16 protein-coding genes are annotated in these 13,643 nt (G+C 73.2%); 9 read left to right on the top strand and 7 right to left on the bottom strand.

Annotated features, from left to right (window positions below):
- Positions 1-287: 287 nt before the first annotated feature.
- Complete coding sequence (locus ABD437_RS20075) at positions 288-953, top strand: TetR family transcriptional regulator (RefSeq protein WP_344650410.1); 666 nt, start codon at positions 288-290, stop codon at positions 951-953.
- On the opposite strand, the gene ABD437_RS20070 is transcribed toward ABD437_RS20075, so the two are convergent.
- The 3 genes from ABD437_RS20070 to ABD437_RS20060 are packed head-to-tail and all read right to left on the bottom strand — an operon-like array spanning position 925 to position 3,271.
- Positions 925-1,512 (bottom strand): TetR/AcrR family transcriptional regulator, encoded by a 588-nt coding sequence (locus tag ABD437_RS20070; RefSeq protein ID WP_344650409.1) that lies wholly within the window; start codon positions 1,510-1,512, stop codon positions 925-927. The two genes, ABD437_RS20075 and ABD437_RS20070, sit on opposite strands and share 29 nt — an antisense overlap.
- A gap of 49 nt (positions 1,513-1,561) precedes the next feature.
- Complete coding sequence (locus ABD437_RS20065; protein ID WP_344650408.1) at positions 1,562-2,107, bottom strand: GNAT family N-acetyltransferase; 546 nt, start codon at positions 2,105-2,107, stop codon at positions 1,562-1,564.
- 12 nt (positions 2,108-2,119) lie between these two features.
- Positions 2,120-3,271, bottom strand: coding sequence for an ROK family protein (locus ABD437_RS20060; RefSeq protein WP_344650407.1), 1,152 nt, complete (start codon positions 3,269-3,271; stop codon positions 2,120-2,122).
- A gap of 107 nt (positions 3,272-3,378) precedes the next feature.
- Between ABD437_RS20060 and ABD437_RS20055 the strand changes: the two genes are divergently transcribed.
- The 7 genes from ABD437_RS20055 to ABD437_RS20025 are packed head-to-tail and all read left to right on the top strand — an operon-like array spanning position 3,379 to position 9,193.
- Complete coding sequence (locus ABD437_RS20055; protein ID WP_344650406.1) at positions 3,379-4,107, top strand: amino acid ABC transporter ATP-binding protein; 729 nt, start codon at positions 3,379-3,381, stop codon at positions 4,105-4,107.
- 12 nt (positions 4,108-4,119) lie between these two features.
- The gene (locus ABD437_RS20050; RefSeq protein WP_344650405.1) at positions 4,120-5,061 is read left to right on the top strand and encodes a glutamate ABC transporter substrate-binding protein; all 942 of its coding nucleotides are present in this window, start codon (positions 4,120-4,122) and stop codon (positions 5,059-5,061) included.
- A gap of 51 nt (positions 5,062-5,112) precedes the next feature.
- A complete protein-coding gene (locus tag ABD437_RS20045) occupies positions 5,113-5,757 on the top strand; it encodes an amino acid ABC transporter permease (protein ID WP_344650404.1) in 645 nt (214 codons plus the stop codon).
- Positions 5,758-5,785: 28 nt separating this feature from the next.
- Positions 5,786-6,616 (top strand): amino acid ABC transporter permease, encoded by an 831-nt coding sequence (locus ABD437_RS20040; protein ID WP_344650403.1) that lies wholly within the window; start codon positions 5,786-5,788, stop codon positions 6,614-6,616.
- A complete protein-coding gene (locus ABD437_RS20035) occupies positions 6,613-7,569 on the top strand; it encodes an asparaginase (protein WP_344650402.1) in 957 nt (318 codons plus the stop codon). The genes ABD437_RS20040 and ABD437_RS20035 overlap by 4 nt, the downstream gene beginning before the upstream one ends.
- The gene (locus tag ABD437_RS20030; RefSeq protein WP_344650401.1) at positions 7,566-8,243 is read left to right on the top strand and encodes a copper homeostasis protein CutC; all 678 of its coding nucleotides are present in this window, start codon (positions 7,566-7,568) and stop codon (positions 8,241-8,243) included. Before ABD437_RS20035 ends, ABD437_RS20030 begins: the two co-directional genes overlap by 4 nt.
- Positions 8,240-9,193, top strand: coding sequence for an ROK family protein (locus tag ABD437_RS20025; RefSeq protein ID WP_344650400.1), 954 nt, complete (start codon positions 8,240-8,242; stop codon positions 9,191-9,193). The genes ABD437_RS20030 and ABD437_RS20025 overlap by 4 nt, the downstream gene beginning before the upstream one ends.
- Positions 9,194-9,332: 139 nt before the next feature.
- On the opposite strand, the gene ABD437_RS20020 is transcribed toward ABD437_RS20025, so the two are convergent.
- From ABD437_RS20020 to ABD437_RS20010, 3 genes are all read right to left on the bottom strand, one after another.
- Positions 9,333-10,529, bottom strand: a complete 1,197-nt coding sequence (locus ABD437_RS20020; RefSeq protein ID WP_344650399.1) for a hypothetical protein — start codon at positions 10,527-10,529, stop codon at positions 9,333-9,335.
- A gap of 169 nt (positions 10,530-10,698) precedes the next feature.
- Positions 10,699-11,664, bottom strand: coding sequence for an aldo/keto reductase (locus tag ABD437_RS20015; RefSeq protein WP_425558197.1), 966 nt, complete (start codon positions 11,662-11,664; stop codon positions 10,699-10,701).
- A gap of 38 nt (positions 11,665-11,702) precedes the next feature.
- Positions 11,703-12,284: a carboxymuconolactone decarboxylase family protein gene (locus ABD437_RS20010; protein WP_344650397.1), complete on the bottom strand. Its 582-nt coding sequence runs from the start codon at positions 12,282-12,284 to the stop codon at positions 11,703-11,705.
- 67 nt (positions 12,285-12,351) lie between these two features.
- On the opposite strand from ABD437_RS20010, the gene ABD437_RS20005 reads away from it, so the two are divergent.
- Complete coding sequence (locus ABD437_RS20005) at positions 12,352-12,828, top strand: AfsR/SARP family transcriptional regulator (protein WP_344650396.1); 477 nt, start codon at positions 12,352-12,354, stop codon at positions 12,826-12,828.
- A gap of 163 nt (positions 12,829-12,991) precedes the next feature.
- On the opposite strand, the gene ABD437_RS20000 is transcribed toward ABD437_RS20005, so the two are convergent.
- Positions 12,992-13,432, bottom strand: coding sequence for a DUF4279 domain-containing protein (locus tag ABD437_RS20000; RefSeq protein ID WP_344650395.1), 441 nt, complete (start codon positions 13,430-13,432; stop codon positions 12,992-12,994).
- Positions 13,433-13,643 lie beyond the last annotated feature (211 nt).

The raw sequence follows: 13,643 nt of genomic DNA, 5'->3' as shown, positions 1-13,643 counted from the left end.
CGCCCACGAGCACGCACCGGCCGGGCGGCGCGGCACGTCGACCGCGGTGCTCGACCGCGACGATCGCGTCGCGCTCGGACGCGATCGCTCACCCGGGCCCGGCGGTGCCGGCGTGACGGTCTCCACCGGGTACGGGGCGTCGACGTCGCGGAGAACGGCGCAGTGGCATTCGGTCATCGGATCCACCCACCCGGGCCGAGGTCGTCGGAGGGACCATAGTGGAACCCGGTTCTAATGCTGTCCCTCAGATAGGTCTAGAATCCAGTTCACAGCGCGTGGGAGGGCCGATGGTCGACGACGCGATCGTGAACGCCAGCGCGGTGGTGCGGTACGCGCGTCCGAAACTCACCGCGACGCAGATCGCGCGGCGCCAGCGCATCCTGGCCGCCGCGCTCGGCGCGCTCGACGCCGACGAGTACGAGCACATCCAGATGCGCGCGGTGGCCCAGGCGGCCGACGTCGCGCTCGGCACCGTGTACCGGTACTTCCCGTCGAAGGAGTACCTGTACGCCTCGGCGGTGCTCGAGTGGGCCGTGTCGGCGCCCGAGCTCGCGCCGGCCCGTGCGGTGGCCGCGGACCTCCGCCCGGAGGAACGGCTCCGGCTCCGGCTGCACACGATCATCCGGGCCTTCGAGCTGCGGCCGTGGCACTACAAGGTGCACGTCGCGCTGCGCACCGCGGCCGACGCGCAGGCGGCGGCGCTGATCGCGGCCACCGAGCGCGACACCCGGATGATCCTGGCCGACGACCTCGACGCGCTCGGCCCGGCGGCCGCCGAGGACACCGCGCTGATGCTCTGGGCGGTCGTCGACGCCGCGCTGCGCGAGGCGATCATCCGCGGCGGCGACGTCGGCGAGGCCTACCGCGTCGTCGACCGTTTCCTCGACCTGCTGGTGACGCCGCTGCGCTGGGCGTCGGCGCCGGTCACGGGCGGGAGCGGCGGCGCGGGGTGATGAGGCGCAGGCCGGCGTCCAGGAGGTGGCCCTCGAGGTCGGCGTCGCCCAGCGCGGTGAACTCGGGGCTGCCGGCCGCGGCCACGATGCCGGTCAGCGCGACCGCCGCCGCCACCCGCCGGCCGGGCTCGGCGCCGGCCCCGACGACCGCGACCGGGATCCGGCGTTCGTAGTCGTGGAAGTCCGGCAGGTGCCGCCGGAGCGTGCGCAGCACCGCGACGTCGTCGTAGAGCAGCGTGAGCAGTTCGCGGTGCCCCACCACCAGGTGCACGAACCCGGTGAGGAACGTGCGGGTGCGTGCGGCCTGGGTGCGCTGCACCTCGGCGTGGTCGAGGATCTCGCGCAACTGCCCGAGCGCCGGGGCGACGACGGCCAGGACGATCTCGTCCTTGGTTTTGAAGTGGTAGTACACCGCGGCCTTCGTGACGCCCATCGCGTCCGCGATCATCTGCAGCGAGGTGCCCTCGACGCCGAACTCGGCGAACTGCGCGAGCGCCGACTCGATCACCCGCTGCCGCCCGCGCGCCGGGGTGCTCTGCTCGCTGGCCACGCTCGTCACTGACCCTCCTTCGTCCGAACGCCGAGTCTAGGACCGGAGATCGCCGGGTCTAGGACCAGAGATTCTTGTGGAAGATGCGGAAGTCGCAGGGGGTGGCCAGGAACGGGGCGAGGCGGGGGAACGCGGGCGCGAACTCCTCGGTGCGGACGTTGACGTAACCGAGCCGGGTGTACCACTCGACCAGGAACCGCTTCACCGGGTGCGTCCAGTCGCGCGGGGTGAGCACCTCGAGCTGCATCGTCGTGTCGCCGGCACCGCGGGCGTTGGCCTCGGCGAACCGCACCAGCTCCCGGCCGATCCCGAGCCCGCGGTGCTTCGTCGACGCGACGAGCATGCCGAACTCGCTCGTCGTGTCGTCGAGGCGGGCCAGGCGGATCGAGCCGACGAGCTCGTCGTCGAGCCGGGCCACCCAGAGCTCGCCCGCGCGGGCGAAGTTCGCGACCTCACCCACTGTCGTGCGGCTCTGCCCGGGGATCCAGAGGCCACGTTCGCCGTCCGCGTAGACCTCGTTGATCAACTCGGTGAGCCGGGCCACGGTGACGGCGTCCGCGGCGTCCGCGGGAGTGAAGGGCGCGATCGTCAGTAGGGGTTGCACGCCCCTATTCTCCTAGGAGACCAGCGCGTTGACCCGGGCCGGGTCGAAGAGGTGCTCGAGCATCAGGTGGCCACCGCCGATCACGCCGGCCAGGCGCCCGGCCCGGCTCGGCTCGATCACGAGCTTCTCCACCGCCATCGGCAGGCACCGCTCGTAGAGCGTCGACCGGATGTTCGCGACGTACGGCTCGGCCTGGCTCAGCTGACCGCCGAGCACGAGCGTGTCCGGGTTGAAGAAGTTGACGATCGTCGCGAGCACGTCGGCGGTGGCGCGCCCGGCGTCGCGGAACATGCGTGCCGACACCGGCTCGGCGTCGCGTGCGATCCGGACCACGTCGGTCGTGCCGTGGACGTCGAAGCCCGCCTCGGCCAGCCGCCGGGCCAGCGCGGCACCGCTGGCCACCGCGTCGAGGCAGCCGGTACGTCCGCACGAGCAGGGCACGTCCTGCTGGTCGGAGACCGGGGCGTGGCTGATGTCGCCGGCCGCGCCGCGGGCGCCCCGGTGCAGCTGGCCGGACGCGATGACCCCGCAGCCGATGCCCGAGCCGGCCTTCAGGAACACCAGGTGCTCGCTCGGGGAGGCCGCGAACTCACCCAGCGCCATCAGGTTCGCGTCGTTCTCCACCAGCACCGGCACGTCGGTGAACGCCCGGGCCAGCGCGGGGACGTCGGCGCCGTTCCAGCCGGGCATCCGCGACGGTGACACGACCCGTCCGGCCCGGAAGTCCACCGGCCCGGGGACGCCGACCGTGAGCCCGCGCAGCGGGGCCCGGTCCTCGGCCAGCGCCCCGACCTGCTCCACCACCCAGCCGAGCACCCGCTCCGGGCCGTCGGCGATGTCCATCGGGAGCTCGTGCTCGGCCAGCAGCGTGCCGCCGAGGTCGAACACCGCGAGCGTCGCGTGGTGGGCACCCAGGTCGGCGGCGGCGACCACCCCGGCGTCCGTCCGCAGCTCGAGCACCCGCGGACGCCGCCCACCCCGGGAGCGCCCGGCCCCGGTCTCGTGCAGGAACCCGAGCCCGATCAGGGCTTCGACGCGGGTGGCCGCGGTGGACGCCGATACGTGGGTCAGGCGCGCGATGTCGGAGCGGGACGCGGCCTGACCCGAACGCACGAGGCGGAGGACGGCCCCCGGCGAGTCCGGGGCGATCGGTTCGGGCTGCACCCCTCGGTTGTACCAGGTTGGTGACAAATCTTCGATCGGCCGTTGACTTGTTTCGAGAATTGGAATTAGTCTCGCCTCTGTCGTAAGAACTGCTGCTAGGAGGGGTGATGATCGAGGTCCGAGGGGTGAACAAGTACTTCGGTGACCACCACGTCCTCCGCGACATCGACCTCGACGTTGCCGCCGGCGAGGTGGTGGTCATCGTCGGGCCGTCCGGGTCGGGCAAGTCCACGCTGTGCCGCTGCCTCAACCGGCTGGAGACCGTGTCGTCCGGCGAGATCCGCATCGACGGACGCACGCTGCCCGGCGAGGGCCGGGAGCTGGCGCGGCTGCGTGCCGAGGTCGGCATGGTCTTCCAGTCGTTCAACCTGTTCGGCCACCGCACGATCCTCGACAACGTCGCGCTGGGCCCGATCCACGTCGGCAAGAAGGACCGGAAGCAGGCTCGGGCCGACGCCCTGGAGCTGCTCGAACGGGTCGGCATCGCCGAGCAGGCCGGCAAGTACCCGGCGCAGCTCTCCGGCGGTCAGCAGCAGCGCGCCGCGATCGCCCGGTCGCTCGCCATGCGTCCGACCGTGATGCTGTTCGACGAACCCACGTCCGCGCTCGACCCGGAGATGGTCAGCGAGGTACTCGACGTGATGGTCGGGCTCGCCGCCGAGGGCATGACGATGGTCGTCGTCACCCACGAGATGGGCTTCGCCCGGCGCGCGGCCGACCGCGTCGTCTTCATGGACGAGGGGCAGATCGTCGAGTCCGACCACCCGGACACGTTCTTCACGGGCGCCCGCAGCGAGCGGGCCCGCTCGTTCCTCTCCAAGGTTCTTTCTCACTGAATGGGTGTTCACATGGTGAAACGTGCTCCGCGCACGCTGCTCACGGCGGCCGTCGCGGCCGTGACGCTCGCGCTCGCTGCCTGCGGCGGCGGCTCGGACTCCGGCTCGTCCGCGGTTCCCCCCGCCGCGAGCTCGGGTGCGTCCACCGATCTGCTGGCCGACGCTCCCGTCGCCGACGCCGCGGCGATCCTGCCCGGCTCGACGATGGAGAAGATCAAGAAGCGCGGCAAGCTCGTCGTCGCCGAGGCCCTGGACGCGCCGCTGCTCTCCCAGCAGGACCCGTCGAACCCCGACAACGTCACCGGTTTCGACGCCGACCTGGCCAAGGCGCTCGCGAAGTACATCATCGGCAAGCCGGAGGTGCAGATCGTGCCGCCGGCCACCGAGACGCGTGAGGCGCTGCTCGCCAACGGCACCGTGGACGTCGTGTTCAACACGTACACGATCACCGAGGAGCGGGCCACGCAGGTCGACTTCGCCGGCCCGTACTTCTCCTCCGGCCTGGCGGTCGCGGTGAAGACCGGCAGCAACGACATCAAGAGCATCGACGACCTGGCCGGCAAGACCGTCATCGTCGGCGCGAACACCCCGGCCGTCACCGAGGTGCCGAAGCGGGTCCCGACCGCCAAGGTCGTCCAGTTCGGCACCGACCCGCAGGCCGTGCAGGCACTCACCCAGGGCCGCGGCGACGCGTACGTGCAGGACATCACGCTGCTGGCCAGCGACGCGAAGTCGAACCCGCAGATCACGGTGGTGGGCAACCCGTTCACCTCGGAGCCCTACGGCATCGGCCTCAAGCACGGCGACGCGCAGATGAAGCAGTTCGTCAACACCTGGCTGACGACGATCCAGGACAAGGGCGTCTGGGCGAACATCTGGAAGGCCTCGCTCGGCACGGTCGTGAAGTCGGAGGCGCCCGAGCCGCCCGCGATCGGTTCGGTTCCCGGGTCCTGAATTCCCGCCGGGGGTGGCCCGCCCACCCCCGGCCTCTCCGGAGGCTTCCCCGTGAACGTCCTGCTCGACAACCTGCCCGCGCTGCTGGACGGGCTGTGGACCACGGTCTGGATGACCGTGGTCGCCGGCGTCGGCGCGCTGATCCTCGGCGTACTGGTCACCGCCGCGCGGGTCAGCCCGGTGCCGATCCTGCGCGGCCTGGCGTTCGGGTACGTGCAGTTCTTCCTGAACGTCCCGGCGCTGGCCCTGCTCGTGCTGTTCGTGTTCGCGCTGCCCGACGTCGGACTGCTGATGCCGTTGACGACCACGGCAGTGGTCGTGCTGGTCATCTACGAGGCCGCGTACGTGGCCGAGGCGGTGCGCAGCGGCATCAACACGGTCGCGATGGGGCAGGCCGAGGCCGCGCGGGCGCTCGGGCTGACGTTCGTCCAGTCCCTGCGGCTGGTGATCCTGCCGCAGGCGCTCCGCGCGGTCGTCCAGCCGGTGGGCAACGTGATGATCGCGCTGGTCATGAACACCTCGCTCGCCGCGGCGGTGGGCGTCGTCGAGCTGACCGCGTCGGCGAACAAGGTGAACCTCGTGCACGCGCAGCCGATCCCGATCTTCGTCGGCGCCGGCCTGGCGTACATGGCGCTGGCGCTGGTCATCGGCTTGTCCACCGGTTTCGTCGAGCGGAGGGTGGCGATTTTCCGATGAGCGCTCGCGCGAAGAGCGGAGGCCGGAGATGAGTGGACCGTCGGTCTTGTTCGACGAGCCGGGGCCACGGGGCCGACGCCGGATTCGCGTCGCGTCGATCGTCACCGTGGTGGTGCTCGTCGCGGTCGTCGTTCTCGCTCTGCGGGTGTTCGCCTCGCACGGTCAGCTCGACGCGGACCGCTGGCGTCCGTTCGGGCAGTGGCCGATCTGGAGTTACCTGCTGGTCGGGCTGCGCGGCACGGTGCAGGCCGCGGCGCTGGTCGCGGTGCTCGGTGCGGCGTTCGGGCTGGTGCTGGCGCTGGGCCGGCTCTCGCCGGTGCGCCCGATCCGCTGGCTCGCGACCGCCTACATCGAGATCGCGCGGACGCTCCCGGTGCTGCTGCTCATCTACGTGACGCTGTTCGCGCTGCCCGCCTACGGCCTGAACCTGCCGCTGCTGTGGAAGCTCGTGTTGCCGCTGACCGTGGCCAACGCGGCGGCGTTCGCGGAGATCTTCCGGGCCGGCGTCCTGAGCATGCCGCGCGGGCAGAACGAGGCCGCGCTGAGCCTCGGGATGACCCGGGGCCAGTCGATGCGGCTGGTCGTGCTTCCGCAGGCGCTGCGTGCGGTGGCGCCGTCGGTGGTGTCGCAGCTCGTGTCGCTGCTCAAGGACACCTCGCTGGGCTACATCGTGGCGTTCACCGAACTGCTCTACCGGGCGCAGGTGCTCGCCGCGTACAACCACCTGCTCGTCCAGACGTACCTCGTCGTCACCCTCGTCTACCTGGTCTGCAACCTGCTGCTCTCCGGGGCGGCGTACCGGCTGCAGACGTTCACCCGGCGGCGGACCGCCGCCCCCGTCGTGGAGAAGACACCGTGATCCCAGAGTTGGCAGTCGTGGAGCGGGACGGCTTCGCCGAGTCGCGCCACTTCGGAACGCTCGTCGCGCTGGCCGCCGACGGTTCGGTCGCGTTCGCGGCCGGCGATCCGTCCGCGCCGATCCTGCCGCGCTCGTCGGTGAAGCCGTGGCAGGCCGTGGCCTGCCGGTCGGTCGGTCTGTCGCTCGACGACGCCGGCACGGCGATCTCGGCCGGCTCGCACACCGGCGAGGACGCGCACGCGGTGCTGACCCGCTCGATCCTGCTGGGCGCCGGCCTCTCCGAGGACGCGCTGGGCTGCCCGCCGGACTGGCCCGAGGACGTCGCGACGCGCAACGCGTTGATCGCCGGCGGCGGAGCGGCGTCGCCGGTGCGGATGAACTGCTCCGGGAAGCACGCGGCGATGCTGGCCGCGTGTGCCGGGCAGGGCTGGGACGTCGCCGGGTACCTGAACCCGGACCACCCGCTGCAGCAGCGCGTGCGCACCGTGCTCGAGGACGCGACCGGCGGGCCGGTGACCCACGTGACCACCGACGGGTGCGGAGCACCGCTCTTCGGCACGACGACGCTGGGCCTGGCCCGGGCCGCGGCCCGGCTGGTGACCGCACCGGCCGGCTCGCCGGAACGCACGGTCGCGGACGCGATGCGCGCCGAGCCGTTCTTCGTCGGCGGCACCGGGCACGTGAACACGCTGCTGATGGAGCGGGTGCCGGGTGTGCTGGCCAAAGGCGGCGCCGAAGGGGTGCTGGTGGCGGCCGCCGACGACGGCCGCGCGGTCGCGATGAAGGTGATCGACGGGTCGCCGCGGGCCACCACGCTGCTGGCGGTGGCGGCGCTGAGGTTCCTCGGCGTCGACGTCTCCGGGGCCGGTGACCTGGCCGAGGTGCCGGTGCTCGGCGGCGGACGGCCGGTCGGGCGGATCCGGCTCGGCGCGGACCTGTCGGCGTTGCGGTGACGCTCGTCGAGATCTGCGTGGACGACGTCGCCGGGGCGCGCGTCGCCGAGGAGTGCGGAGCCGACCGCATCGAGCTCTGCGCCGACCTGCTCGAAGGCGGCATCACCCCGTCGTACGGAATGGTCACCGCGGCCCTCGGGGCCACGTCGCGGGTGGGCGTGCAGCTGCTCATCCGGCCGCGCGGCGGGGACTTCGTGTACTCGCCCGACGAGGTGCGCGTCATGCTCGCCGACATCCGGCTGTTCGCCGGGCTGCCCCGGGTCGGGTTCGTGCTCAGCGGACTGACCGCCTCCGGCGTCGTGGACGCGTCGACGCTGGCGATCCTGGTCGAGGCCTGCGGCGAAGCGCCGGTGACGTTCAGCCGGGCGTTCGACGAGGTCGCGGACCAGTTCGCCGCGCTGGACACGCTGGCGTCGCTCGGGGTGTCGCGGGTGTTGACCGGTGGGGGACCGGGAACCGCGGACTCCGGACGCGACCGGCTGCGCGCGTTGGTGGCCCACGGCGGCGTGACCGTGCTGGCCGGAGGGTCGGTGCGGTCGCCGAACGTGGCGTCGCTGGTGGCGCACACCGGGGTACCCGAGGTGCACCTGCGGGCGATGCGCCCGGTCGGCGGCCGGGACCGGACCTCCGGCGACGAGATCCGAGCGGTCGTCGACGCGGTGGGTGCGCGGTGACCGCGGCGGTGGTCGCGGTGGACATCGGCGGGACCACCGTGAAGGCGTCCGTGGTCGACGAGCGCGGCGTGCGGCGTCATCAGCGCACGGGGCCGAGCGAGGGGGGCGCGGACACCGTCGCGGTCGTCCGGTCGCTGATCTCGACGCTGCGGGAGGCGGCGCTCGCCGACGGGCTGGACGTGCTCGCGGCCGGGGTGGTGACCCCCGGCCTGGTCGACGCCGCCACCGGCACCGTCGCGTACGCGTCGAACCTCGGCTGGCGCGACTTCGATCTGCGCGCCGCGCTGGCCGGGCCACTCGGCCTGCCGGTCTCGGTCGGTCACGACGTGCGCGCGGCCGGCCGGGCCGAACGGCACCTGGGCGCGGCCCGCGGCACTGACGACTTCGTGCTGCTGCAGCTGGGCACCGGGATCGCGGCCGCGGTGGTGACCGCGGGCACCCTGGTGGGCGGGGCCGGCAGCGCGGCCGGAGAGGCCGGCCACATGCCGGTGTACCCGGACGGCGAGCCCTGCCCCTGCGGCAAGCGGGGGTGCCTGGAGGCGTACGCGGCGGGCGCGGCGGTACCCCGCCGGTACCGGGCGGCGCACGGGGCCCGGGAGGTGTCCGGCGCCGCGGACGTCGTCGGACTGCTCGGCGTCGACCCGGTCGCCGACCGGGTGTGGGGTGAGGCGGTGCGGGCGCTGGGCTTCGGCGTCAGCACGTTGACGATGCTGCTCGACCCGGCGCTCGTCGTGCTCGGTGGCGGCCTGGCGCAGGCCGGGGATGCCCTCCTCGGGCCGGTGGAGCGTACGCTCACCGAGCTGCTGGTGTGGCGGGAGGCGCCGGAGTTGCGTCTCTCGACGCTGGGCCCGGCGGCCGGCCAGTGGGGAGCCGCGATCGAGGCGTTCGCGCTGACCGCGGCCGGAGGATGCGTGCGGAGTTGGAGCCATCCGACCTCGGTGGTCGCCTGAGCGGCCGTTCTGGTCTTCGGTTCCCCGGAGTGGGCGGGTGGGGTGGTCCCGTTCGGGCCGGTGGTGGGTGGCCCGAACGGGACCAGGTCAGTAACCGGGGTCAGTAACCGGGGTCAGTAACCGAGGTCAGTAACCGGGGTCAGTAGACGTCGAAGTCGTCGACCCGGAGGACCCAGGTGCCGCCGTAGCGCCAGTCGCCGGCGCCGAAGCCGAAGTAGCTCCAGCCGGCCCAGCCGAAGCGCGTGTAGTCGCAGCTGAAGTCGTCCCAGAGGCCGCGCAGGACCCCCTCGTAGCCGACCTGCTGGCAGTTCAGGTAACCGCGGTGGAACGAGTCGACGCGGTCGCCGAAGCGGGCCCGGGAGGCCCAGCCCCAGCCGCCGGAGACGTCCCAGCCTCCGCCGCGGTGGTAGCTGGCGCCGCGGCGCCAGTCGGACGGACCCCGCCAGACGCGGTAGTCGCCATCGCGCCAGCGACGGCCCTCGTACCAGTCGGCGCGGATGCGCTCGCCGCGCCGGTGGTCGCGGTAGCGCCACTCGCGACTGTCGCGGTGACGCTCGTCCCGCCAATCGCGCCCGTCCCGGCCACCTTGCCGGTCCCGTCCGTCCCGTCCGTTCCGGCCGTCGTTGCCGTCACGTCCGTCACGTCCGTCACGTCCGTTCCGGCCGTCGTTACCGTCACGTCCGTCCCGGCCATCGCGGCCGTCGTTTCCGTCGCGGCCGTCCCGGCCGTTGCGCCCGTTGCGTCCGTCCCGCCCGTCCTGGCCCTGGCGTCCGTAGCGGTCGTCCTGGTCGTTCCGACCGTCCTGGCCCTGGCGCCCGTTCCGATCCTCGTGCCCCTCGCGCTGTCCGTCGCCGTCGTTGTGGCCCTGCTGGTGGCCACGCCCGCGATCGTCGCTCCCGGGGCCGTCGCCGTCACCCTGGCCGCCGCGATCGGACCGGCCCTCGTCCTGGCGCTCGCCGCCGCTCCACTGGCTACCTCGGCGCCCGTCGTCACCCCCGCGCTCCCCGCCGCCCGACCGCTCCTCGCCGCCCCGGCGCTCCCCGCCTCCGGACCGCTCCTCGCCGCCCGGCTGCTCCCCGCCGCGCGACCGCTCGCCGCCGCCCCGTTCGCCGCCGCCCGGCTCGTCGCGGTCGCGCTCGCCCCCGCGGCGCTCCCCGTCGGCGGCGCCCTCGTCGTCTTCGCCTGCGTTGGCCTGCAGGAAGGCGCCCGGGTTCACGGCCGGCTTCCCCGGAGCGGCGGGGGCCGCCAGCGCCGGGGAAGCCAGCGACAGGCTGGAACCGGTGGCCAGGGCCGCGCTGACGAGCGCCAGCCCGACGCGTACGGTCTTGCGCGTCATCGTCGTCTCCGATCTGTTTTTACGACAAATCGGATACGACCACTTATTCGCACGCGCGTAACCCCGACGTGCCGACGTTGTGTGCGCTAGCGCTAATTTGTCACCATTCGGGCCATAACCACCGGTACGTTCACCCGAGTACCGACGCGAACCCCCGTCACCGCGCCGGTCAGTAGCGCGCCCCCGCCGGGGCCGGCAGCGCGTCGAGTGCGGCGAGGTCCTCGGGGGTGAGCGGCAACGACGCCGAGCCCGCGTTCTCGGCCAGCCGCGCCAGCCGCCTCGTGCCGGGGATCGGCACCACGTGCGCACCCTGCGCGAGTACCCAGGCCAGCGCGACCTGCGCGGCGGTCGCCTCGTAGGTCGCCGCGACCGCCTCCACGGCCTCCACGATCGCCAGGTTGGCGGTGAGGTTCTCCGGCTGGAAGCGGGGGTTGCGTGCGCGGAAGTCGTTCGCGGCGAACGCGGCCTCGCGGAACGCGCCGGTGAGGAACCCGCGGCCGAGCGGCGAGAACGGCACGAACCCGGCCCCGTTCCGCTCGCACCACGGCAGCGTGGTCGTAAGGTGGTCGCGGGTCCAGAGCGACAGCTCCGACTGCACCGCGCTGATCGGGTGCACGGCGGCGGCCCGGTCGAGCTGGTCGACGCTGAACTCCGAGACGCCGATGGCCCGGATCTTGCCCGCCGACACCGCCTCGGCCAGCACGCCGATGCTGTCCTCGATCGGCACGGCCGGGTCGGGGCGGTGCAGGTAGTACAGGTCGATCACGTCGACGCCGAGGCGTCGCAGCGACCCGTCGATGGCGCTACGCAGGTGCTCGGGCGAGCCGTTCGGGCTCGGCATCCGCGACGAGTCGGGCCGGCCGTCGGCGACGTGCGCGATCAGGCCGCCCTTGGTGGCCAGCGTGACCTCGTCCCGCCGACCGGCCAGGGCGGCCCCGACGAGCTCCTCGTTGGTGAACGGGCCGTACACGTCGGAGGTGTCGATCAGCGTGACGCCGAGGTCGATCGCGCGGCCGATCACCGCGCCGGGGTCGTCGGACTGCGCGTCGGTGCCGTAGGCCCAGGTCATGCCCATGCAGCCGAGGCCGATCGCACCGACGCCGGGGCCGCCGGACCAGAGGGTGCGGGTGGGAATCTGTTCGCTCACGTGCTCCACCGTAATCCGGCGCCCGGTCACCCTTCGCCCGCGAACACACGCAACTGCAACGCCAACAACCCGTAGTAGCCGACGATCGTCGTGAGCTCGAAGAGGCCGCGCTCGCCGAGGCTCGTGACCGCGGCGGCGTACCGGGCGTCGTCGAGGCGCTGTTCGGCCAGCAACGTGCGGGTGACCCGGAGCGCGCCGAGTTCGTCGGCGCTCAGCGAGCCGGGCTCGGTGCCGGCGCGGACACCGGCGAGCTCGTCCTCGGTGAGCCCGGCGCGGCGGCCGACGGCCTCGTGCGACTCCCGCTCGAACGTGCTGTCCCAGTGCGCGGCCACGGCCAGGATCGCGAGTTCCCGGGTGCGGTCGCTGAGCCCGGACTCGTACCGCACGGCCTCGCCGAGCGACTGCAGCGCGGCCCCCACCGGCGGGCTGAGCAGCATCGCGTTGAACGGGCCGGTCAACCGGCCCTGGTCGTCGACGAGCGCGAACGCCTGCGGACCGGCGGCGCGGCGCCCCCCGGTGACCGCGCGGTGGAGGGCGCGCTGCTCGTCGTCGAGGTCGTCGGGCGAGAAGCGGCGCAGACGCCCGGCGGACCACTGTGGATTATCCACAATCAGAACCTGTTCCCCCCGTTATACCTGCTCACCGTGTTTACGATGGAGCGTGTCGCGTTGCCGGGTGCTGGGGCCCATCGAGGTCGTGCGGGAGGGGTCCCCGCCGCGCGCGCTGCCGCGGCGCCAGCGCGCGTTGCTCGCCCGGCTGATCCTCGCACGCGGTCGCGTCGTGGAGTTCGACGCGCTGGCCCGGAGCGTCTGGGGCGACGCCGGCGGCCCGGCCGACGCCCGGCCCGCCCTCTACACCCTGGCCTCGCGTCTGCGCGGGGCGATCGGGCCGGGGCTGGTCACCGAGCCCGACGGGTACGCGCTCCGGGTGCCCGGCAGCGCGGTCGACGCCTGGGAGTTCGAGGACGGCCTCCGCGCCGCCCGCGCGGCCACCGGCCCGGCCGCGCTGTCGGCCTACGACCGCCTGCTCTCCTGGTGGCGGGGGCGCGCCTACGACGAGTTCGCCGACACCTTCGCCGCCGCCGAATCGGCCCGCCTGGAGGCCCTGCACTCCGCCGCCACCGAGGAACGCCGGGCCCTGCTGAACCACTAGTCCCCGCCCGAACGGCGACGGGGTGGGAGGTCCGCAAGGTCCGGGTCCCGCTGGCTGCAGGAGCCGTGTTACCGACTTCTACCACTACATCGCCGTCGTCCTCGCGAGGGCAGGTCTGGTCGCGCTCGACCGATCTCATCCGCCGCTGATCACGTCGCCGGCATCACGTGGGGGCAGTCGAGGCGGCGGAGTCTTCGTCGGGGCCGTAGTCGTACTCGTCGGCCTCGATGGTGGCGCCGGTTCGGTGGAGGAGAGCCAGCCAGTTCTCGTCGAGCCAGAAGCCCAGGTCGGCCTCCTGGTCGCTGGCGGTGAACTCACGGACGATCGTCAGGCCGCAGGTGGGCTCGTCGGCGCACAAGGCGGTGATCGCCTCGGCCAGCGGGCTCACCCGGGGAAGGAGCGCCTCGAGGTGTCGCCACAGAGCGGCCTCGGGGCCGAGGCCGGACTCGAGCGACCAGCGGTTGGCGACCGGAACCGGAGGGCGGCGGCGTCGGCTGCCTCGGACGACCGACGCGGTGGGCGCCGCGCCGATGCGCGCGGCCAGGTCGGCGGGGGACAGCACCTCGCTGTAGACGGCGAAACAGACGCGCGTCTCCACCCGCATGCCGAGACGGTACGCGGCCGGAGCCGAGCCCGTTCGCGGCACACGCCGGCGCCCCACCCTCCATGGGGTCGGCCTCAGCCGCGTAGGACGGCGGGCGGCAGCGCCCGGTGACGGCCGCTCAGAAGAGCGGGCCACCGACCCCGCACGCAGCGGAACGCACCATCCGCGCCCGAAATCAGTGCCGCCCGCACCTGGTACCGGACGGTTCCAG

The sequence above is a fragment of the Cryptosporangium japonicum genome (assembly GCF_039524755.1).
In the GTDB taxonomy this organism is placed as follows: Bacteria; Actinomycetota; Actinomycetes; order Mycobacteriales; family Cryptosporangiaceae; genus Cryptosporangium; species Cryptosporangium japonicum.
Note: the sequence above shows the minus strand (reverse complement) of the source record. Positions and strands in the feature narration are given on the sequence as shown.